The 20,651-nt window shown below is 70.3% G+C and carries 18 protein-coding genes and 1 pseudogene; 9 read left to right on the top strand and 10 right to left on the bottom strand.

Annotated features, from left to right (window positions below; translation table 11 throughout):
* The first annotated feature begins 12 nt into the window (after positions 1–12).
* Positions 13–960 (top strand): nucleoside hydrolase, encoded by a 948-nt coding sequence (locus AB0H84_RS16175; RefSeq protein ID WP_357604282.1) that lies wholly within the window; start codon positions 13–15, stop codon positions 958–960.
* The gene (gene add / locus AB0H84_RS16180) at positions 957–1,898 is read left to right on the top strand and encodes an adenosine deaminase (protein WP_357603958.1); all 942 of its coding nucleotides are present in this window, start codon (positions 957–959) and stop codon (positions 1,896–1,898) included. Before AB0H84_RS16175 ends, add begins: the two co-directional genes overlap by 4 nt.
* Here add and AB0H84_RS16185 read toward each other — a convergent pair.
* Positions 1,884–3,131 (bottom strand): serine hydrolase domain-containing protein, encoded by a 1,248-nt coding sequence (locus tag AB0H84_RS16185; RefSeq protein WP_357603960.1) that lies wholly within the window; start codon positions 3,129–3,131, stop codon positions 1,884–1,886. The genes add and AB0H84_RS16185 overlap by 15 nt on opposite strands.
* Positions 3,132–3,461: 330 nt before the next feature.
* Between AB0H84_RS16185 and AB0H84_RS16190 the strand changes: the two genes are divergently transcribed.
* From AB0H84_RS16190 to AB0H84_RS16200, 3 genes are all read left to right on the top strand, one after another.
* Positions 3,462–3,746: a hypothetical protein gene (locus AB0H84_RS16190; protein WP_357603962.1), complete on the top strand. Its 285-nt coding sequence runs from the start codon at positions 3,462–3,464 to the stop codon at positions 3,744–3,746.
* A 64-nt stretch (positions 3,747–3,810) separates the two neighbouring features.
* Positions 3,811–4,800, top strand: a complete 990-nt coding sequence (locus tag AB0H84_RS16195) for an alpha/beta hydrolase (RefSeq protein WP_357603964.1) — start codon at positions 3,811–3,813, stop codon at positions 4,798–4,800.
* Positions 4,801–4,813: 13 nt separating this feature from the next.
* Positions 4,814–5,527 carry a WYL domain-containing protein gene (locus AB0H84_RS16200; protein WP_357603966.1) on the top strand — a complete coding sequence of 238 codons (714 nt, stop codon included), beginning with the start codon at positions 4,814–4,816 and terminating at the stop codon, positions 5,525–5,527.
* Between the two features lie 280 nt (positions 5,528–5,807).
* On the opposite strand, the gene AB0H84_RS16205 is transcribed toward AB0H84_RS16200, so the two are convergent.
* The 5 genes from AB0H84_RS16205 to AB0H84_RS16225 all read right to left on the bottom strand — a co-directional run bounded on the left by AB0H84_RS16205 (position 5,808) and on the right by AB0H84_RS16225 (position 12,002).
* Positions 5,808–7,634 (bottom strand): ABC transporter ATP-binding protein, encoded by a 1,827-nt coding sequence (locus tag AB0H84_RS16205; RefSeq protein ID WP_357603968.1) that lies wholly within the window; start codon positions 7,632–7,634, stop codon positions 5,808–5,810.
* Positions 7,634–9,469, bottom strand: coding sequence for an ABC transporter ATP-binding protein (locus AB0H84_RS16210; RefSeq protein ID WP_357603969.1), 1,836 nt, complete (start codon positions 9,467–9,469; stop codon positions 7,634–7,636). Before AB0H84_RS16210 ends, AB0H84_RS16205 begins: the two co-directional genes overlap by 1 nt.
* Positions 9,470–9,574: 105 nt before the next feature.
* Positions 9,575–10,006, bottom strand: coding sequence for a TIGR03618 family F420-dependent PPOX class oxidoreductase (locus AB0H84_RS16215; RefSeq protein WP_357603971.1), 432 nt, complete (start codon positions 10,004–10,006; stop codon positions 9,575–9,577).
* 17 nt (positions 10,007–10,023) lie between these two features.
* The gene (locus tag AB0H84_RS16220) at positions 10,024–11,451 is read right to left on the bottom strand and encodes an MFS transporter (RefSeq protein ID WP_357603973.1); all 1,428 of its coding nucleotides are present in this window, start codon (positions 11,449–11,451) and stop codon (positions 10,024–10,026) included.
* 71 nt (positions 11,452–11,522) lie between these two features.
* Entirely contained in the window at positions 11,523–12,002 is a 480-nt protein-coding gene (locus AB0H84_RS16225; protein WP_357603975.1) for a MarR family winged helix-turn-helix transcriptional regulator, read from the bottom strand.
* 100 nt (positions 12,003–12,102) lie between these two features.
* On the opposite strand from AB0H84_RS16225, the gene AB0H84_RS16230 reads away from it, so the two are divergent.
* Positions 12,103–12,987: an alpha/beta hydrolase gene (locus AB0H84_RS16230; protein ID WP_357603976.1), complete on the top strand. Its 885-nt coding sequence runs from the start codon at positions 12,103–12,105 to the stop codon at positions 12,985–12,987.
* A complete protein-coding gene (locus AB0H84_RS16235) occupies positions 12,984–14,246 on the top strand; it encodes an MFS transporter (protein ID WP_357603978.1) in 1,263 nt (420 codons plus the stop codon). Before AB0H84_RS16230 ends, AB0H84_RS16235 begins: the two co-directional genes overlap by 4 nt.
* Before the next feature lie 9 nt (positions 14,247–14,255).
* On the opposite strand, the gene AB0H84_RS16240 is transcribed toward AB0H84_RS16235, so the two are convergent.
* The 3 genes from AB0H84_RS16240 to sigJ all read right to left on the bottom strand — a co-directional run bounded on the left by AB0H84_RS16240 (position 14,256) and on the right by sigJ (position 18,901).
* Complete coding sequence (locus AB0H84_RS16240; RefSeq protein WP_357603979.1) at positions 14,256–17,516, bottom strand: fibronectin type III domain-containing protein; 3,261 nt, start codon at positions 17,514–17,516, stop codon at positions 14,256–14,258.
* A gap of 84 nt (positions 17,517–17,600) precedes the next feature.
* Positions 17,601–17,960, bottom strand: a complete 360-nt coding sequence (locus tag AB0H84_RS16245; RefSeq protein WP_357603981.1) for a hypothetical protein — start codon at positions 17,958–17,960, stop codon at positions 17,601–17,603.
* On the bottom strand, positions 17,957–18,901 hold the full coding sequence (gene sigJ, locus AB0H84_RS16250; RefSeq protein ID WP_357603983.1) for an RNA polymerase sigma factor SigJ: 945 nt from the start codon (positions 18,899–18,901) through the stop codon (positions 17,957–17,959). Before sigJ ends, AB0H84_RS16245 begins: the two co-directional genes overlap by 4 nt.
* Positions 18,902–19,056: 155 nt before the next feature.
* Here sigJ and AB0H84_RS16255 point away from each other — a divergent pair, with 155 nt between their 5' ends.
* Together AB0H84_RS16255 and AB0H84_RS16260 are read left to right on the top strand one after the other, a co-directional pair.
* Positions 19,057–19,563, top strand: a complete 507-nt coding sequence (locus tag AB0H84_RS16255; protein WP_357603985.1) for a carboxymuconolactone decarboxylase family protein — start codon at positions 19,057–19,059, stop codon at positions 19,561–19,563.
* Positions 19,564–19,654: 91 nt separating this feature from the next.
* Positions 19,655–19,873 (top strand): annotated as a pseudogene (locus tag AB0H84_RS16260) (sigma factor); the annotation flags it as partial.
* Between the two features lie 116 nt (positions 19,874–19,989).
* On the opposite strand, the gene AB0H84_RS16265 reads toward AB0H84_RS16260, so the two are convergent.
* Entirely contained in the window at positions 19,990–20,634 is a 645-nt protein-coding gene (locus AB0H84_RS16265; protein WP_357603986.1) for a TetR family transcriptional regulator, read from the bottom strand.
* Positions 20,635–20,651 lie beyond the last annotated feature (17 nt).

The following is a 20,651-nucleotide window of genomic DNA, read 5'->3' on the forward strand; positions in this document are numbered from 1 at the left end:
AGATCCTTGGAGGTGCGCTTGCTGCCCTTGATCGTCGACACCGACACGGGCTCCGACGACGCGGTGGCGCTGCTGCTGGCCGCCGCCGGCGGTCTGGGCGACGTCCGCGCCGTGACCACGGTGGCGGGGAACGTGCCGCTGGCGACCGGGACCCGTAACGCGCTCATCTCCCTGCAGGCAGCCGGGCGCGGCGACGTTCCCGTCCATCCCGGCTGCGAGCGCCCGATGACCCGCCCGCTCTCCACCGCCCAGCAGGTGCACGGCCACGACGGGATGGGCGACATCGGCCTGCCGGACCCCGAGCGCGCCGCCCGGCCCGAGCACGCGGTCGACGTCCTCCTCGACCACCCTCGCCGGCACCCCGGCGAGCTGACGCTGGTCACCCTCGGCCCGCTCACCAACCTCGCCGTCGCCCTGCTCCGCGACCGCGACCTGCTCGGCCGGTACCGGCACGTCTACTGCATGGCCGGCGCCGCCGACATGCACGGCAACATCTCGGCCACCGCCGAGTTCAACGTGTGGGCCGACCCCGAGGCCGCCCGGGTGGTGCTGGAGCGCGCCACGCCGGAGCAGGTGACCTGGATCGGCTGGGACGCCTCGCGCAAGGACGCCGTCATGACGCCCGCCGACCAGCTCCGGCTGGAGCAGCTCGGCACCCCCATGGCCACGTTCGCCCACCGCGTCAACCGCACGGTCGCCGAGTGGGCCCGGGACGTCACCGGCCTGGCGGGGTACGACCTCCCCGACCCCCTCGCGATGGCCGTGGCGCTCCGGCCCGAGCTGGTCCTCGAGCAGGAGCGGGCGCACGTGGGCGTCTCCCTCGCGGACGACACCCGCGGCCAGCTGATCGTCGACCGCCGCCGCTCCGCCCCCGCCCCGAACGTGACGCTGGTCCGGCGGGTCGACGAGCACGGCTTCAAGGAATTGCTGTTCAACACGTGCGCCCTGGAAGGACAATGATGATCCCGCGCTACGAGCTCCACTGCCACCTCGACGGCTCGGTCCGCCCCGGCACCGTCGCCGACCTGGCCCGCCGCCAGGGCATCACCCTGGACGGCCCCGTCGAGCGGCTGGTCACGGCGCCCGCCGGCTGCGGCAGCCTGGCCAGGTTCCTCACGTACATCGACGTGCCTCTCCAGGTGCTGCAGACTCCCGACGCGCTGAGCAGGGCCGCTCGCGAGCTGGTCGAGGACTGGCAGGCCGACGGCGTCGTCTACGGCGAGGTGCGCTTCGCCCCCCAGTTGCACGGCCGGCACGGCATGTCCCAGGACGAGGCGGTCGAGGCCGTCGCCGAGGGCCTGGCGGCGGGGCGAGCCACCACCGGAGTGCGTACCGGGCTGCTGCTGTGCTGCCTGCGGCACCAGACGCCGGAGGAGAGCCTGTCCGTCGCCGAGACGGCGCTGCGGCACCGCGACAAGGTGGCCGGGCTCGACCTGGCCGGCGACGAGCGGGCGTACCCCGGCGCGCCGCACCGGGCCGCCTTCGACCTGGCCCACGCGGCGGAGCTCCCGTGCACGGTGCACGCCGGCGAGGCGGCGGGCCCGGAGAGCATGTGGGAGGCGATCGACGTGCTCGGCGCCCGCCGGATCGGCCACGGCGTACGGTGCACGACCGACGTCGCGCTGCTCGACCGGCTGCGGCACGACCGGATCGCGCTGGAGATGTGCCCGATCAGCAACGTGCTGACCGGCGCGGTCCCCAGCCTGGCCGGACATCCGGCCTCCCGGCTCCTGGCCGCCGGGCTCCCCGTCACCGTCAGCACCGACGCGCGCACCACCGCGGGGACCACGCTGGCCAGGGAGTTCGAGGGGTGGACGGCCGAGCAGGAGGAGCTCGCCCAGGCCCACGCGGCCGCCGCGGCGTTCGGGAACCTCGCCGGCCGGTCAGAAGTACTTTGAGGTGAGGTCCGTGGTGGGCCACGTCTTCACGGTGCCGATCGCCTCGCCGAGGATGGGGTCGATCGAGTCGAAGTCGGGCGTCCCCGTCTCCTCCCTGCGGTTGAAGATCGCGCAGTAGCTGACGCCGTTCTGCACCCGCGCGAGGAAGCTGAACGTGCCGGGCATGCTGCCGGTGTGCCAGGTGTTCAGCCCGCCGACGTTGTTCGTGCGCACGTTCCAGCCGAGGCCGTACCACGAGCCGTTGGCGGTCACGCCGGTCTCGGGCTTGGCGAAGATCCGGGAGATCGACGTGGAGTTGAGCACGGGCCCGGCGGCGTTGAAGACGAAGCCCCACTTGACCAGGTCGACGGCCGAGGCGAGCCAGCCGCCGTTGGCATCCTGGTTCGGCATGTTGAAGCCACCGTACGGGTACGGCACGACGGCACCCGACTGGTCCACGACGCTCTTGTTGGTGAGCTTGGACGTGTACGTCACCTCTGTCGAGAAGGCCTCGGTGCGGAGGCTGCGGCCGAGCCGCGGCCGCGTGATCCCGACGGGGGCGAGGAGCTTCTGCCGCACGTACGACTCGTAGCTCATGCCCGACACCTTCTCGATGATCCGGCCGGCCAGCATGTAGCCGTAGTTGCTGTAGGCGTACTTCGTGCCGGGGTCGAAGTCGAGCTTCCTCGCGTTGACGTACTTGATGATGTCGGCGTGGTCGACCGGCAGTGGCACGCCCAGCGACGCGGAGATCGTGTGGTCGTTCCAGAGCGGGTCGTTCGACACGTCCCTGTCCCAGCCGCCGAGGTGCTGGAGCAGCCGCCACAGGGTGACGTTCGCCAGCCGGGGGTCGGCCGCCGTGGACAGCCCCAGCACCGTGGCCACCTTCGCGCCCAGCGTCAGCTTGCCGTCCTGGACCAGCCGGACGATCGCGGCCGCGGTGAGGCTCTTGCTGAGGCTCGCGATCCGGAACAGCGACGTCGGCTGCACCCGCACGAGGGCGCCCGACCTGGAGTAGACGCCGTAGCCGCGCGCAAGCAGGATCTTGCCGTTCTTGGCGACCGCGAGCTGGGCGCAGGAGATGTCCCGCTCCGTGATGAACTTCTTCATCGCATTGTCGAACCCGGCCATCGCGGTCGGCACAACACCGGTGGTCAGCGGCTCGGCCGCAGCGGCCCACGCGGGACGCGTCCCAAGTGCGATCGCCGGCACGGCACCCGCGCTCGCCTGGAGGAGCCGTCGTCGGCTGAGCATGGTCACATTGCCCCCTACCTGTCACTTTCATCGCAATAGGGGTATTTGGTACCACACCAACCTGGGAATCGGCGTTCCGAAATCGAGATCTTGACCTCACGCCGGCGGCTGTCGACCATCGGGGAATGCGCCTCCCCCGCGTCAAACCCGAACACGCTCCGCACCGGCCTCGCCGACCTGACCCCCCGAGGACGCCGAGGACGCCGAGGACGCCGAGAACATCGTCGCCACCCTGCTCGGCTCGGGCCATGTCGAACAGGCCGCTCCGGGCCCGTGCGAGGAACTGAGCGAACGCGTGCGCGTCTACGCGGCGCTCCAGGGCACACGGGCATGCTCGCCTGCCTCGCGTTCGCGCTCCTGGTGACGGTGCCGTTGGCGGTCGGCCTGATCTCCCGATCGGTCCAGAGCCTGCTGCGCGCCGAGGATCTACCGGCCGTGGCGGAGGCTCTCTCGGTGCTCGTGCTCGTCATCGCTCCGGACTTGCTGGGGGCCGTACCTGGTGGCGCAGGCACGGGCAGCGGGTCAGGGATCTGGTGCTCGACCGCATACAGCCGCCGGGGGCTGGGACTCGCTGAGGTGGGCATGCTTGCGCCGGGTGGTAGCCGACCGGCCTGATGTGAAGGAGGTCACACGGCAACCGTGACACAACGGTGTCGCGGCAGGCGGCCAACCTGGGCCCATGAACGCACCGACGATCCTGCTCATCGGCCAGGACCCCGCCGAACTCGCCGAGACCCGCGACACCAACGACCGGCTGGAGAAGCTGGCGGACAGCCAGGTTCCGCTGCACGTGGTGGACGACCCGCAGGCGATCAGGGACGCCCAGCGCGCCGGCGGTTTCGGGTTCCCGCCGCTCGCCCACGTGCGCGAGGCGAGCTGGCGGACCGTGATCACCCCGGACGGCAGCCGCCTGCCGCTGCGAGTCGTCCTGCCGCCTGGCGACGGGCGGCCGGACGGCGTGTTCCTGCATTTCCACGGCGGCGGGGGCGTGATCGGGTCCGCCGACGGGCAGGATCGGCGGCTGCGCGACCTGGCGGTCAACTGTCACGTGGCCGTGGTCAGCGTCGAGTACCGGCTGGCGCCCGAACACCCCTACCCCGCCGGGAACGACGACGCCGAGCAGGCCGCGCTCTGGCTGATGGAGCACGCCGCCGCCGAGTTCGGCTCCGGGCGGCTGCTCATCGGCGGGGAGTCGGCGGGGGCGCGGCTGTCGGTGAGCACGTTGCTGCGGCTGCGTGACCGGCACGGCGTGTCGCCCGCGGAGGCGTTCCTGGGCGCGCAGCTCTCCTTCGGCGGGTACGATCTCGCCTTCGGCACGCCCAGCAGCCGCCACGCGGGCGACCGCAACCGGTTGATCAACACGCCGATTCTCGAGTGGTTCCGGGACAAGTTGCTGCCGGGACTGAGCCCGGCCGAACGGTTCGATCCTGACATTTCTCCTCTTTATGCTGATCTGAGCGCCATGCCGCCTGCCCGGTTCGCTGTCGGCACCGCCGATCCGGTGCTCGACGACACGCTGTTCATGGCGGCTCGCTGGTGGGCTGCCGGGAACGCCGCCGAGCTGGTGGTGGCGGCCGAGGGGTGGCACGGGTTCACGCTGCATCCCACGGCGCTGGCCCGGCAGGAGCTGGCGGCGCAGGAAGAGTTCGTCCGCCGGTGCCTGGCCTGACGCGAGAGGTGTCATGAACCGTACCGAGCGCTTGTACGCCCTGGTCGACGAGTTGCGCGCGGTCGCGCCCCGGCCGCGCACCGTCGGCTGGCTGGCCGCCAGGTTCGCCGTGTCGCGGCGAACCGTTCAGCGTGACCTGCAGGCGCTCATGGAGGCCGGGGTGCCGGTACGGGCGCAGCCGGGCCAGGGCGGGGGCTGGTTCGTCGACCGCGACCACGCCCTGCCGCCGATCAACCTCACCGCGGCGGAGGCGCTGGCGGTCGCCGCGGCGCTGGCCGGGGCCGAGGACGGGACCCCGTTCTCGGCCGCGGGCCCGGCCGCCATGCGCAAGCTGGCCGCCGCCCTCGGCTCGTCCACCGCGGAGGAGGTACGCGCGCTGACCGAACGCATCCACGTGCTGCCCGCGCGTACCGCGCCGGACGTGCTCGCGACCGTCGAGCAGGCGGTGGCACGGCAGCGGGTGGTGTGGATCCGCTACGCCGACTCCAGCGGCAGGGAGAGCGAACGGGAGGTCGAGCCGGGCGGGCTGCTGGCGGCCTCGGGATCGTGGTACCTGCTCGGGTGGTGTCGCAGCCGCCGCGCCGGCCGCGGTTTCCGCCTCGACCGGATCCGCGCCGCCGAGCTGCGCGACGAGCCCTCCCCGGCCCGTACGGTACCGGCGCTCGACCGCGACCTCGCCGAACGCGTACGCCGGGCGGAGACCCTGAGATCGCTCAGCGGCGCCTGATCTCCCGAGACCAGGACACCGCACCCGTCAGGCGCTGACCTTCAACTGGTGGACGCGCTGCTTGGACAGGCCCATGACACGTCGCGGTCGGGGTTTGCAGGGATCATGACGGAACCGAGATGACGCCATCCTTGATCACGCGCAGCGCACACATGTCGCACTTGAGGTAGTACAGCCAGTCAGCGGTGGCCCCCGCCGCAACCGCTACCGCTGCGACCTCGGCGAGCGGGCGCATGTGTGGAGGAGCACCCGCCTCCGCCTCCTGAGGCGGGAGTGGCGATCAGTCGCCGCCCGCGACTGACACGAAGCCGGTGCCGGCCCGGTAGTGGGGCGACTGGTGCCGGAAGTAGGTGTTGTAGACCTCGCAGTAGCGGCCGCCGCGCGCCAGCAGGCCCGCGTGGTCGCCCTCCTCCACGATCCGTCCGTGATCCAGCACGATGATGCGATCGACGTGCTCGATGGTGGAGAGCCGGTGCGCGATGACGATGGACGTCCGCCCCGCCAGCACCAGATCGAGCCCCTCCTGGATCTGGGCCTCGGTCAGCGGGTCGACGCTGGCCGTGGCCTCGTCCAGCACCACGATCGCCGGGTCCTGGATCAGCAGCCGCGCCAGCGCGACGAGCTGCCGCTGCCCCATCGACAGGGCACGGCCGTGCTCGCCCACGTCCGTCTGCAGGCCGTTGGGCAGGGCGTCGATCCAGTCGCCGCCGCCGACCGCCGCCGCGGCCGCCCGCACCTCCTCGTCGCCCGCGTCAGGTCGCGGGTAGCGGATGTTGTCGGCGACCGTGCCGCTGAACAGGAACGGCGCCTGCGGCACCGCGCCGATCTGGCTGCGGTAGGCGCCCAGCTCCAGGGTGCGGATGTCACGCCCGTCGATCAGCAGCCGGCCTTCCTGGAACTCGTAGAAGCGGGTGATCAGCTTGCTCAGCGTCGACTTGCCGGCACCGGTGTGGCCGACGAGCGCCACGGTCTCCCCGGCCTCGATGAGCAGGTCGAAGTCGCGCAGCACCGGGTGGCCGGGGTCGTATCCGAAGGTGACGCCCTGGAACTCGATGCGCCCCGCCAGCCGCCCCGGAGGCTCCGCCGCGCTCTGCACCACGCGCGGCGGGGCGTCGATCAGCGCGAAGACCCGCTCGGAGGCGGACAGGCCCTGCTGGAACTGGGACCAGAACGCGGCGATGGACGTCAGCGGGAACCAGAAGAGCGAGACCCCTTGCAGGAACAGGTACCAGTCGCCGGCGGACAGGCCGCCCTCGAGCACCGCCGTGCCGCCCAGCTGGACGAGGCCCACCGTCGCGAGCCCGGCCACGAGGAATAGCACCGGGAAGATGGTGGAGAAGACGAACCCCTGCCTGAGCGTCACCTGGTAGCTCTGCCGGTTGATGGGCCCGAACTCGTCGTAGACCTGCCGCTCCTGGCGGAAGTTCTTCGCCACCGCGATGCCGCCCATGGTCTCCTGCAGGTTGGCGTTGACCCGGCTCAGCGAGCGCTGCGCCCGGCGCGTGCTGCTCCTGGCCAGGCGCCGGAAGAGCAGCGCGAGGCCCACCACGATCGGCACCACCAGGAGCGTCATCAGGGCCAGCTCGACACTGCGCACGAACAGCAGGACCGTGACGAAACCCACCATCAGCGTCTGGCTGATCAGATCCATGGTCAGCGTGGACACGGTGGCGAAGTCGTCGGTGTCGGAGGTCACCCGGCTGACGATCTTGCCGGACGGCGTCTCGTCGTAGAACGACAGGTCGCGCTCCAGCACCGCGTCGAACGCGTCCTCACGCAGCCGCAGCACCACGTCACCGGTGACCCGCGCGCTGTTCTTCTGCCGGACGAAGTTGAACACCCACGAGAACGCCCCGGCGACCAGGATCCCCGCCGTGAGCAGCCAGCCCACCTGGCCGATCGTCCCGTCGGCGAGCGCGTCGACGGCCAGGCTGCCCAGCGCGGGGATCGCCGCCTGGCTCGCGGACACCAGCACGATCATGGTGGCGACCAGCAGCATCGTGCCGAGCTTCGGCCGGAAGTAGGAGATGATCCGGCGCAGCAGGTCGCGGTCGCTGTAAGTGCGGTCGTAGTCCTCGGCGTCAAGGCCGTCCATGATGAAGCCCATCAGCGCACCCCTCCCTGCTCCCCTGCCAGCACCTTGCTCCCGGCGCCCGCTCCGTCCGTCTCCACCTCGTCGTAGTGCGCGAAGATCCGGCGGTAGAGGCGGCTGCGGGTGATCAGCTCGTCATGGGTGCCGAAGTCGACGACCTCGCCCCGCCGCAGCAGCAGCACCTTGTCCGCCCACCGGATCTGGGACAGGCGGTGGGTGATCAGCAACGTCGTACGCCCTTCGAGGATGCGCCCGATCGCCTGCTGGATCAGGTCTTCCGTCGCGGAGTCGATGGCGCTGGTCGAGTCGTCGAGCACGAGGATCGCCGGATCGGTCAGCAGGGCCCGCGCGATGGCGAGCCGCTGCCGCTGCCCGCCGGAGAGCGTGACCCCGCGCTCTCCGATCACGGTGTCGTAGCCGTCGTCCAGCTCGGCGATGAACTCGGCGGCCTGGGCGTCCTCCGCCGCCCGCACCACGGCCTCGTGGTCGGCCCGCTGCCCCAGGCCGAAGGCGATGTTCTCGGACACGGACCGGGAGAACAGCACGATGTCCTGCTCGATGGTGGAGATCTGGGAGCGCAGCGAGTCGAGGTCCCAGTCGCGCACGTCGACCCCGTCGACGAGGATCCGCCCGGACGTGGCGTCGTAGATCCGCGGCACCAGCTTGGTCAGCGTGCTCTTGCCCGACCCGGTCTCGCCGACGATCGCCACCGTCTCCCCGGGCCGCACGGTGAACGTCACGCCGCGCAGCGCCGCGTCCTCGTCGTCCTCGTACGCGAACGTGACGTCCTCGAAGACGATCTCCCCGCTGATCGGCGCGGCGTGCCCGTCCGCCCGCTGCTCGATCTCGCTCTCCGCGGTCATGATGCCGAGGATCCGCCGCGCGGAGACGATGCCGATCTGCATCAGCGAGAACGTGAAGATGGACATCTGCGTCGGGAACCCGAGCATGCCCATGAGCCCCATGAACGCCACCAGCTCCCCGATGGTGATCGCCCCGGTGCTCTGGAGATAGAGGGCGTGCCACAGCGCCCCCGCCATGGCGAAGGAGAACAGCAGGGTGGGCAGGTAGCGCGCCTGCACCAGCCCGTTCTTGACGAACGAGTCGCGGTAGCGCCGCGCGTTGGCCCGGAACCGGAGCCGCTCCTGGCCCTCCTGCGCGGTCACCTTGATCACCTCGATGCCCCGCACGGCCTGGTTGAGCCCCGCGTTGAGCTCGCCGAACTCCTCCCGCATGCGCGTCGCCACGGGGTTGAGCTGCTTCATGTAGCGCCGGAGCGCGATCGCGAACACGACCGCGAACACCCCGGGGGCCAGCAGCAGCCGCAGGTCGATCGAGGCGATGAAGAAGATGGGCACCAGCCCGGTGAGCCCCGAGTCGACGATCAGATCGGCACCGGGCGTGATCATGATGGAGAGCTGCCGGATGTCGTTGGCGGCCCTGGCCATCAGGTCGCCGACCCGCTGCCGGTTGTGGAAGGTCTGGCTCTTGCCGAGCAGGCTCACGTAGAGCTCGTCACGCGCGTCCCGCTCCAGCCGCTTGGCCAGCACCTCGCTCGACAGCCGGGCGACGAGATCGAACAGCCCGCGGGCCAGCACGATCGCCAGCAGCGCCAGGGCGATCAGCCCGAGCGCGTCGAGCGGCTCCCCCCGCTTGCCGAGCACGGCGTCGAAGGCATCACCGGTGAACTGCGGGACCAGGGCGTTGAGCACCACCATGACCAGCGACCCACCGAGGAACCCGATGAGGTGGAGGGGGTGGCGGCGCAGATGGGACCAGAGCCAGCGCACCGGACCACGCCGGTCATGGCGTGGTCCGGAGACGGAGAACTCCGATTGGCTGGTGGTCACAGGCAGACCCTCCCCCGGCCGCGAGCTGGCGAGTATCGAACCTGCTTTCTATCACCGGGCACCGACAGTTTCCCATCGGTTTTCCGGCCCCCGGCTGACAGGCGGTCAGGAGATGTCCAGGGCTGTGCCGTACAGGCGCCGGACCTCGATCCTGATGACGACGCGGCCCTCGCGCGCCTGCTGCTCCAGGTAGGCGGCGGGATCGGGCTGATCGCCGGCGAAGGCCAGCAGCTCCTCGGGGCTGTCCGACACCTCGGCCTCCCCTTCGGCCACGGCGAAGGACCAGACGTCCGGACCGCTCACATGGAGGGCGACGTGCGGGTCGTTGCGCACCTGCCGGGCCTTGAGCCGGTCGGCCGTCGTGGAGATCCGGATGACCCGTTCGGCGCGATCCCACCGGTAGAGGACGGTGGACATGGCCGGGTGCCCGCTGCGCTTCACCGTCGCCAGCACGCCGAACTGCTGCTCGCCGAGGAGCCGCACCAGCTCCTCCTCTGCCAGCGAGCGGGGGGCGGGCCCAGACTGCTTCTCGTTCATGTTCTCTCCTGTGAGGTTCAGAGGGCGGCGAGCGCGGCCGGCTCGGGCTCCGGAGCGGGAGCCGGACGGCGCAGTACGGCGAGGCTGACGACCAGGGCGGCCACGAGAAGCCCGGCGGAGACGGTGAAGGCCAGCCGGTACCCGCCCGTCAGCGCCACCGCCTCAGAGGCGCCCGAGGCCAGCAGGTCGCCGGTGCGCGAGGCGGCGAGCGTGGACAGGACGGCGACGCCGAGCGCCATGCCGATCTGCTGAGTGGTGTTGAACAGCCCGGACGCCAGCCCCGCGTCGTCGGCCTTGGCACCGGACATGCCCAGCGTGGTCAGCGCGGGAAGCACCAGCCCGCCGCCCGCGATGAGCAGCATCACCGGGAGCAGGTCGATCGCGTACGAAGCCTGCACCGGCACCCTGGTGAGCCAGCCCATCGCGCCCAGCAGCAGCACCAGACCCGCCACCAGGACGGCGCGCGCGCCGAAGCGGGTGTTGAGCCGCGCGGAGACGAACAGCGACACCCCGCCGATGGCCACCGCCGCGGGCAGCATCGCCAGCCCCGTGGCGAGGGCGCCGTAGCCGAGGACCTTCTGCATGTAGAGGGCGACGATGATCTGGAAGGCGAACATGGCCGACAGCGTCAGCATCTGCACCAGGTTGGCGCCCGAGACGTTGCGCGAGCGGAGGATGCGCAGCGGCATGAGCGGGGTGCGCGCGGTCGCCTGGCGGACGAGGAACCCGGCCAGCAGGAGGAGCGACACGGCGCCGAGACCCAGCGTGTGGGCCGCCAGCCAGCCGTACTCCTCGATCTTGACGACCGTGTAGATCCCCAGCATCAGCCCCGCCGTCACCAGAAGAGCGCCGAGCACGTCGGCACCCGCGGCCAGGCCCGCTCCCTCGTCGGCGGGGATGGCCTTGATCGCCAGCGCGACGGTGGCGATCCCGATCGGCGCGTTGATGAAGAAGATCCAGTGCCAGCTGAGCGCGTCGGTGAGCACCCCGCCCAGCACCTGGCCGATCGAGGCCCCGGCCGCGCCGGTGAAGCTGAAGACCCCGATGGCCCTGGCCCGCTCGCCGGGCTCGGTGAACAGCGTCACCAGGATGCCCAGCACCACCGCCGACGCCATCGCGCTGCCCACGCCCTGCAGGAAACGTGCGGCGATCAGCAGGCCGGGACCGGTGGCCGCCCCGGCGAGCAGGGAGGCGGCGGTGAAGACCGCGTTGCCGGCGAGGAACATCTTCTTGCGGCCGATGAGATCGCCCAGCCGGCCGGACAGCAGCAGCAGCCCGCCGAACGCGATCAGGTACGCGTTGACGGTCCAGCTCAGCCCGGCGGGGGTGAAGCCCAGGTCCCGCTGCATCGCCGGCATGGCCACGGTCACGATGCTGCCGTCGAGGATCGTCATCAGCATCGCCGCCGAAAGCACGATGAGGGCGCGGAGTTTGGAATACGACATGGTCTCTCCTGTTCAGTCGCAACAGGAGAAACCGTAGCAGATAGTTTCGTTGTAGACGATCCCTATCGGACCTACTGTCGAGCTCTCCGGGCCGGCCGCGGCGTCTCCATCGGGGTGGAGAGGTGCCCTTCGACCAGCCGGTTCATGGCACGAAGCAGCACCTCGCGCTCGTCCTCCGGCAGCGCGTCGAGTGCCTTGCGGTGCACGCCGTCCACGATCCGCTGGCTGCGCTCGGCCATCTCCCTGCCCGCCTCGGTGACCGCGATGATCCTGGCCCGCCGGTCGGTGCTGGACGGGCGGCGCTCGGCCAGCCCGGCCTTCTCCAGGGCGTCCACGGTGACCACCATCGTGGTCTTGTCCATGTCACCGATCTCCGCGAGCTGGATCTGCGTGCGCTCCTCCTCGATCGCGTGGACCAGCACGCAGTGCATGCGGGCGGTCAGCCCGATCTCGGCCAGCGCCGCGGCCATCTGCGTACGCAGCACGTGGCTGGTGTGGTCGAGCAGGAACGACAGGTCGGGCTCCGCGCGCGATGGCGCCATTGCGGTCATGGACCCATTCTAGTTTCGTTGTGGATTATCTGGACCGGGCCGAGTGAGAGGTCCGATATCCGCCGTCGGTCCGGCTCCCGGCTTGACCAAGATGAACGCCATGATTGAACATCCCCCTGGCCGGGCGTACGAGGTCCGCGGGCGGCGCATATGGGTGGAGCAGCACGGAGAGGGCGACGCCGTCCTGCTGCTCGCAGGGCTGGGCCCCGCGGGCTCGCATGTGATCTTCCACCCGCACTTCGACGCACTGGCCGTGGACCACAAAGTGATCTACGTGGACCTGTACGGCCGCGGCCGTTCCGACCGTGCTCAGGACCTCACCGAGATCACCTTCGCCGACGACGTCGCCGACGTGGTCGCGCTGCTCGAGCAGCTGGGCCCCGCACACCTGTACGGCTTCTCGTACGGCGGCCTGATCGCCCAGGCGATCGCCCTCGACCACCCTGTCATGGCGCGTACCGTCACCCTGGCCAACACCCTGCACAGCCCCGAGATGTGGCAGCTCAACCACGCCAACATCAACCGTGAGCTGGCCACTCAGCTCCCCGAGGGGTGGGAGCGGATCCAGTCGCTGCGGCTGCAGGGACTGCGCTCCACCGACGAGCCGCTCAGGCGGGAGTTCGCCAAGGCGGCGGCCCTGGTCCGGTTCTACGATCCCGGCAACGCCTCCCTGCTGGCCGACGAGCCCGGCGCCAGGAACCAGGAGCTGTATCCGATCTTCTGCGGCGACGATGTCGACTTCATGGTCGGCGGCGAGGTGGCCAGGATCCCGGACTTCCGTCCCCGGCTCAAGGAGATCGGCGTTCCCCTGATGGTGCTGGCCGGCCGCTACGACCGGGCGTTGCACCCGGCGCTGCAGGGTGACTTCCGGCGCTTCGCGCCCCAGGCCCGTTTCCACATGCTGGAGCGGAGCGGCTCGTTCGGCCATGTCGAGGAGGCCGAAACCGTCCACTCGCTGCTGCGTGACTTCTGGCACCAGACATGACGTCCTTGGTGGAAGGGGCCGGGCGTACCCGGGCCCGCCGTGACTTCGGGCTGCTGTGGGCGGGGCAGTCCTTGTCGCTGTTCGGGGACCAGTTCATGACGCTGGCGCTGCCCCTGCTCGCGGTGACGGTGCTGGGGGCGAGTCCGGCCCAGGCGGCGCTGCTGCCGTTCGCCCTGTTCCTGCCCTTCCTGCCGCTCGGCCTGCCGGCGGGCGCCATCGTGGACCGGTTGCCGCGCCGTACCGTCATGCTCGTCTGTGACGGCGTGCAGGTGGTCGCGTTCGGCGCGATCTGGGTCTCGGCGGCCACCGGCGTGCTCAGCTTCCCCCTGCTGTTCGCGCTGGTTCTGCTGAGCGGCTGCGCCGTGGTGTTCTTCCAGGTCGCGTACACCTCGTATCTGCCCGGGCTCTTCCCTGACCCGGGCGAGCTGCACACCGGGAACACCCGCCTGGCGCTGTCGGAGTCGACCGCCAAGGCCGTCGGGCCGATGGCCGCGGGCCCGGTCATCGGCCTGCTCGGCGTGGTCGGCGCGCTCCTGGCCAACACCCTGAGCTTCGCCGCCTCGGTCGTGACGCTCGTCCTGATCCGGCACCGGGAGGCGCCGCCCGCCGTCACCGTGCGGGAGCGGGGCTGGGTACGGCGGGACGTCGCGGCCGGGCTCAGGTTCGCGCTCGGGCACCCGGTCCTGGAGCCGGTCCTGGCGTGCGGCACCGTTTACGTCCTGTTCCTCTCCATGGTCGAGACCAGCCTGGTCCTGTACTGCCGCAACGTGCTGGGGCTCTCCCCGCAGTGGATCGGGATCGTGGTGGGCGCCGCCGCGGCCGGCTACCCGATCGGCAACCTCGCCTCCTCCGTGCTCATCAGGCGGCTCGGCAGCCCGCGCGCGCTGGTGCTCGCCGCCACCGTGTCGGTGCTGGGCATCGTGGCCATGCCCGTGCTGGGCACGCACACCGGGCTGGGGGCGATCGGCCTGGTCGCCGGCAGCATCGTGCACTGCGTGGGCGAGGGCGCGTTCAGTCCCACCTCGATGACCCTGCGCCAGACGCAGACCCCTCCCGAGCTTCTCGGGAGGGTCTCCGCCGTGCAGCGCTTCCAGCTGTGGGGCGCGGTCGCGCTCGGGGCCCTGCTCGCCTCCGCCACCACCGCGCTCGGCGGCCTGGAGGTCACGGTGTGGATCGGCGCGCTCGGCACGGTCCTCTGCCTTCCCGCCCTTCTGCGGCGCGGCATCCGCACCGCCACGTTCACCCGCGTTCGGGGGTAGGGACCCGGGTCAGTTCACCGCGAGCCGATCGACGTTGGGGCCTCCGTTCGACGTGGTGGCCGTGGCTCTGATCTTGTTCACTCCCTGGACGAGGTCGGCGGCCACGGTGACCGTCTGCCAGGTGATCCAGGCGCCGGTGCCGGGAAAGTCGCGGGTGACCGTGGTGCCGTTCACCGCGATGGCCATCGGCCGGTTCGTCGTGGTGCCGTTGGCGAAGCGGAACTCCAGGGTGGCCGGGCCGGCCGCGGCGGCGTTCACCGTCCACTCGACGTAGCTGCCCGTCACGTTGTCGTAGTTCACGAACCCCGTGCCGGTGTAGCCCTCGTGGTTGGACTCCACCACGCCCTGCGAGATCGTCGCGTCCTCCGCCTGGTAGACGGCCGGACCGCTGCCGGTGGTCTCGGTGACGGCGTTCGACGGGCCGGAGGAGTTGCCCGCGGCGTCGCGCGCTCTGACCGTGAACGTGTACGCCGTGCCCGCCGCCAGGCCGGAGACCGTGGCCGTGGTGCCGGTGACCGTCGTGGCGAGGGCGGTGCCGTTGTAGACGTCGTAGCCGGTGACGCCGACGTTGTCGGTGGCGGCGTCCCAGGCCAGCGAGACGCTGGAGGCGGTCTTGCCGGTGGTGCGCAGGCTGCCGGGCGCGGCCGGGCTCTCGGTGTCGGGCGGCCCGGTCGGCACGGTGAGTGTCGCCGTGTTCCACCCGGCCACCCGTACGCTCGCGGAACCGGTCAGGTCGGAGGCCCGGTACGTGGCCATGAGCGTCTTGGACTCCCCTGGCCAGAGGCTGATCGCGTTGTCCGACCACTGGATCGGCAGCACCGGCCTGCCTGCCGCGTCCACCACGTGGGCGTCCAGCATGAAGGCGGGGATCGCGCCGGTGCCGGTGTTCCTGACGGTCACGGTGACCGTCCCCGGCGAGGGCGCCGAGGCGGTGGCCGTGATCGGGGCCTGGGCCAGCCCGTTGAGTCCGGTCAGGTCGGCGTAGCGGGAGGTCGGGACGTAGTACCAGTCGTTGTTCTCCCAGTCGATCACGTCGTCGGACTTGGACAGCCAGTAGACGTTGCGGTCGATCTCCTGGCCGCCGCGGAGCAGCGTCAGCCGTACCAGATAGGTCGTGGAAAGACCGCTGATCGACGGTACGGTCACCGCGGTGGCCCTGCCCCCGTCGGCGGGGACGCTGACCGTCGCCGTGTTGGTGTACTTGGCGGCCCCGTCGATGGTGAACACGTCGGTCTTGACGGTCAGGCCCGAGGCGGGCGAGACGCCGGAGTTGACCACGACGACGGACTTGTTGTCGTACGAGTACTGCACGTGCAGCGGCTTGTTGGCCTCGCGGGCGCCCCAGTAGGAGCCGCCCTGGTCCAGGTAGTAGTCGAAGAGCTGCCAGTGGAGCGACGACCAGCCGCTGTTGAGCATCCAGTAGATGACGCCCGTGGACGGGTTGGACGAGTCCGTGAAGTTACGGCCGTAGGCCTCGAACTGCGCTCGCACCGCCTCGTACTGGGCGAGCTGCGCCTTCTTCACGTAGTCCGCCAGCCCGGACGGCACGCCGTACCTGCCCCTGAGGGCGTTGTGATAGATCGTCAGGTCGTCGAACGTGCCCGACGGCGAGCGGTGATACTGGGTCGCGCTCGGGCTCTTCCAGAGCGAGTCGATCTGCGCGGAGGTCATCATCCGCTTGAGCGAGTCGAGCGTCGGCACGTCGGGGCCCGCGCTGGTCTCGGAGTTGAAGCCGAACGCCCCGCCTTCGCGCTTGTTGTACCAGTAGCTCGGCGGCACCCAGTCATACGGTCCGGGCATCTTCATGCCCGAGTTGCCCAGCTGCGGGCTGGACTTGTCGGAGGCCACGGGCACGACCGGGAGCTGCCACTCGGCGGCCGTGAGCGCGTCGAGGTAGCCGGTCTCCTTCTGCGCCGTCGGCGGGTTGTCCGAGCCGATCAGGAACGAGATCACGCTGGGGTGGTTGCGTAACCGCGTGGCCTCCGCCTGCATGGACGCCTTGGCGATCGGATAGTCGGAGCTGCTGAACGAGCCCTCCCACTTGTCGCAGCACTCCCAGCCGGGCATGGTCAGGATGCCGTACCTGTCGGCCAGGTCGTAGAGCTCGTCGGTGTCCAGGTGGCCTTCGACGCGGATCGTGTTGAGGCCGAGGTCCTTGACGTAGCGGATCCGGTCCTCCAGGTAGGTCAGGTTCTTTCGGAGGAAGATGTCGGGAGACCAGCCACCGCCTCTGATCAGGATCGGCCTGCCGTTGATCTTGTAGAAGCGGCGCCCGGCGGCGTTCCTGCCCGACTCGATCTTGCGGACGCCGAAGCGCTGGGTCAGCGTGTCGCTCTCCACGCCGCCGACCGTCGCCGTGAGGGTCAGGTCGTAGAGCGGCTGCGCGCCCATCGTGTGCGGCCACCACACCTGCGGGCCGGTCAGCGTCTGGTTGAACGTGATCCGCTTGGTCTGGTTCGCGGCCAGCGTGACGTCCTGGGAGAACGCGAGCGAGCCGATCGTGCCCTTGACCGTGGCGGTCACCGGGCTGCCCGTGCCGTTGCGCACGTCGGCCTTGATCGTGAGGTCGGCGCGGTCGAGCGCGGGCACCGCCAGGTCCGTGAGCACGTGCGCGTCGCGGAGCGAGACGTCGCCGCTGCGCCTGATCACGACGTCGCGGAAGATGCCCATGTTGTCGTCGCGCGGCACCTGCACCCAGTCGATCCAGCCGATCGTGAGGTGGTTGTCGGGGTTGTTCGGGTTCACCCGGAAGGCCACGGAGTTGACGCCCGGGTGCACCAGGGCGGTGATGTCCCGCTCATTCCTCGTGTAGGCCCCCGCCACCTGGGCGGCAGTGGCGACCTGGGTGCCGTTCACCCACACGTCGGCGCTGGAGATCACACCGCTGACGTCGAGGAACGTCCGCAGTCCCGACTCGCTGCCCAGGGTGAAGTCCGAGCGGTACCACCACGGCACGTCGAAGTCCGCCGTCGGGATCGACGCCATGTTCGTGGAGTAGAACGGGTCCGGATAGACGTTGTTCTGCAGCAACCCGGCCAGCACGGTCGAGCGCGGGCCGACCGCGTACCAGCCGGCGGCCGCATAACCGGGCGTGGAGATCGCGGCCCCGGAGTCCGGCACCTTCGCCGAGGACTGGATCTTGTATCCGGTCAGCGACGTCGGCGCCGGTACGGCCTGCGCGGCCGGGGCCACGGCCAGGGCGACGCCTCCGGCGTTCACCAGTAATGCGCAGGCCGACAGCAGGATGAGGATGAGCCGAGAGCGCGCCACGGGGCCTCCCAAGGCCGATCTATTCGTTAATAAACCTTCTTAACCAATAAATCGGATCTCGTAAATGCCCAAATTCCGGGTGGCTCAGGTGCGGCGGCCGGCCACCACCTGGCTGAGCTGCAGGAGGCTCATCCCGAACAGCAGCGCGCCCAAGGGGACGTGCACGGTCTTCACCTGCGCGATGCCCAGCGCTATCTGCGCCAGCGTGAGACCGAAGAGCACGGCCGCGTACAGAATGGGCCTGGGCGAGCCGCCGCCCGGCTGCCACATCAGGATCGCGATGATCAGATGCAGCAGCGTCGCGGTGAACACGCCGTACGCCGAAACGCTGTGCAACGTCCGTCCGACAGGCACGGTGAGCAGCAGCCCGGCGGTGATCGGCGCGGCGAAGAGGGTCAGGGTCTGCAGGGCGATCGCGATGCGCAGGAACACGGGTGACTTCACAGTTCGGCGCCCTCTGCGTCCATGGCCCACGGCCGGAGCTTCTCCGGGTTGCGCACCGCCCACATGTTCTTGATCCGGTCGCCCACGATCTCGAACGCGATCACCGCCACGGTGACGCCGTCCTGCTGAGCCACCAGACCCGGCTGGCCGTTGACCGTACGCTCCAGGAACGTCATGTCGGGCGTCCTGCCGGCGAGGTTCAGAGTGAACCGGGCGATCCGCGCGCTGCCCTCGATCGGGTGCAGTACGGCGCTGACCAGGCCACCGCCGTCGGCGATCACCGTGGCGTCGGGGTCGAGGAGGGCCATGAGGGCCTTGATGTCCTTGGCCTCCCACGCCTGCTTGAACTCCCTGACGACGCCGGCGCTCTTGGCCGCGGAAGTCGCGGGAGCCTGCGAGGCGCTGATGCGGCGGCGGGCCGAGGTGGCGAGCTGGCGACAGGCCGCCGGGGTGCGGCCGACGATGTCGGCCACCTCGACGAAGGAGTAGTGGAAGACATCGTGCAGGATGAACGCGACGCGCTCCGCCGGGGTCATCGCCTCGAGCACGACGAGGAAGGCCATGTTGACCGACTCGTCGAGGGTGACCCGGTCGGCCGGGTCCCCGGCGGGCAGCACGCTGATCCAGTCCGTACGCTCGGGCAGCGGCTCGGGGATCCATTCGCCCACGTAGCGCTCCCGCCGGGACCGTGCCGATCTCAGCAGGTCGAGGCAGATGCGGCTGGCGACCTTCGTCAGCCAGGCGCCGGGCGATTCGACCGCCTCCTGCTGCTGCCGGGACATGGCGTACCAGCGCGTGTACGTCTCCTGGACGACGTCCTCGGCGTCGGCCAGCGAGCCGAGCAGGCGATAGGCCAGATTGATCAGATGACGCCGCTCGCTCATGATCGCGCTCAGGCTCTGATCGGCCGGGGCGTGTCCCGGCTCGGAAGGGGTGGTCATGGTGTCGCCGACTTTCCTTTGTCGCATCGTGCCGTCACCCGCTCGACGAGACAGCGCACCGAAGTGTGAGGTCGGCGCGCCGCCTCACATTTCCCACGGTGGTGACGTCGTACTCCAGTGACAGCATCCAGCATGCGAGAGAGGAAGACCTCACCATGTCCGCACCCACGATCGCCGAGCAGGACGAGTTCCAGTCGCGTCTGCCCAATCCCGCCCAGTTCCTCCCCGAGGTGGCGACGATAGCCGGAGCCATGGCCAAGGCCACCCACAACGGGTCGATCCCGCGGACCACCATCGGCCTGGTGCAGCTCCGCGCCGGGCAGATCGTCGGCAGCACGTACCACACCGTCCGCCAGACCGGTAACCTCCGCAAGGCCGGGGAGACAGAGGAGCGCATCACCGCCGTGGCGTCCTGGCGGAACGCCCCCTACTTCACCGACACCGAGCGGGTCGCGCTGGAGCTGGTGGAGGCCATCCTCACCCCCAACCCGTACGGGGAGCGCGTCCCCGACGAGCTGTTCGCCAGGGCCCACGCCCTCTACGACGACAAGGCGCTCTGGACGCTCACCATGGCGATCAGCCAGATCTGCTTCTTCATCCCCGTCGCTCTCGTCGCCAAGCCGATCCCCGGCAAGCCCCTCGGCAAGAACTACAGCGAGTAACGCCCGTCCAACGGCTCGAAGCTCGCTGCAACACGTCGGAGTGCGCCGGACACTTACCCAGGTGTCCGGCACCCTTCGGCTAGGAGACTCTGTGACACAGCGAGATCGCTTCGAGGCGATCTATGACGCCTACTACCCGGCGATCCATCAGTACGCCACCCGCCGTACCGGCTCCCCCGACGACACGGCCGACATCATCTCCGAGACGTTCCTCACCGCCTGGCGGCGCATCGGCGACGTTCCCGAGGGTGACAGGGCGCTGCTGTGGCTTTACGGCGTGGCCCGCCGCGTGCTGGCCAACCAACGGCGCGGGGCGACGCGCAGGGCGGTGCTCGTCGACCGGCTCCATGCCGCTGGGCCGACATTTATGACATCCAGCACCGACATTACACAGCATTTCAACCGACAGCCGGCGACTGCCGGAGCTCAGTCCTCCCTGAGCGTGGGGAGCCCCGCGAGGAGCGCCTTGAGTGCGCGGACGATGGTCGGGAGGAAGTCCGGGCAGGCCGCGGCCACCTCGGGGTCCTGGGCGTACAGCTCGGCGAGTGCCGGCGAGGGGTTCGACACCGGATAGAGGGCGCCGGCCAGGATGCTGGCGGCGGAGACCAGGTCCACGCCCTCCCGGTCGCGAAGGCCCGTGACGCGGGCGACCTGCGCGCCGAGGTCGGCGACGACGGCCAGGATGGTGCGCTTGAACGCACGGGCCGCCTCGACGGACACGTTCTGCTCCAGCGTGGTCGCAGTGTGGCCGAGGAGGTCGCAGAGGAGCGGCCGGTCCGCGAGCGTCTCCGCGAGGACCACCGGGACGTCGCCGGAGACCTCGAGCCGGGCGGTGACGGCCGCCGACCACTGGCGCCACTCCTCGGCGGCGAGGATGAGGAAGATCTCCTCGCGGGTCCCGAAATATCGCATGATGTTGGATTTCGCCAGCCCGACGGCCTCCGCGACCGCACCCAGGCTGACGTTGCGCACCCCGGAAGCGACGGCGAGCTCGCGAGCGGCCGCGAGGATCGCCTCGCGCCGCTGCTGCTTGTGCTCCGGCCGCCTGGCCCGGACGAATGCCCGCGTCATGTCGCGCCCCAGCATAG

The organism is Nonomuraea sp. NPDC050786, from assembly GCF_040654115.1.
GTDB lineage: Bacteria > Actinomycetota > Actinomycetes > Streptosporangiales > Streptosporangiaceae > Nonomuraea.